Genomic DNA, 314 nt, shown 5'->3' with positions numbered 1-314 from the left:
GAATATCGTTTTTGGACATTCCACTTGCAATGATATGGGCACACGAGACACAGGGAACTTTGAGAGCAACCTCATCACGAAGTCATCCAAATTCACCTGGCGAAGTTCAAGCTCTTTGGTGCCATTGCGATATCGATAAATATCCATGATCATAACCATCAGGCGATTAATCTCGCTGATGTTTTCGCCAAGAAGTATGAGCAGCTCTTCTTGCTTCTTTCCAAGACTACCGAACTGTCCTTCCAGGATAAGCTTAATTACCCTGTCTGAGGCCAGAAGCGGAGTTCTCAACCGATGATTTAATACTGCAAGGA

1 protein-coding gene is annotated in these 314 nt (G+C 44.3%); it reads right to left on the bottom strand.

Annotated features, from left to right (window positions below; all coding sequences use genetic code 11):
* On the bottom strand, positions 1-314 hold a 314-nt coding region (locus tag BWR59_RS32700; RefSeq protein ID WP_218191335.1), incomplete at both ends, for a hypothetical protein.

Source organism: Pseudomonas sp. Bc-h, from assembly GCF_002080045.1.
Classification (GTDB): Bacteria; Pseudomonadota; Gammaproteobacteria; order Pseudomonadales; family Pseudomonadaceae; genus Aquipseudomonas.
This window is presented reverse-complemented; position numbering and strand designations above follow the sequence as displayed.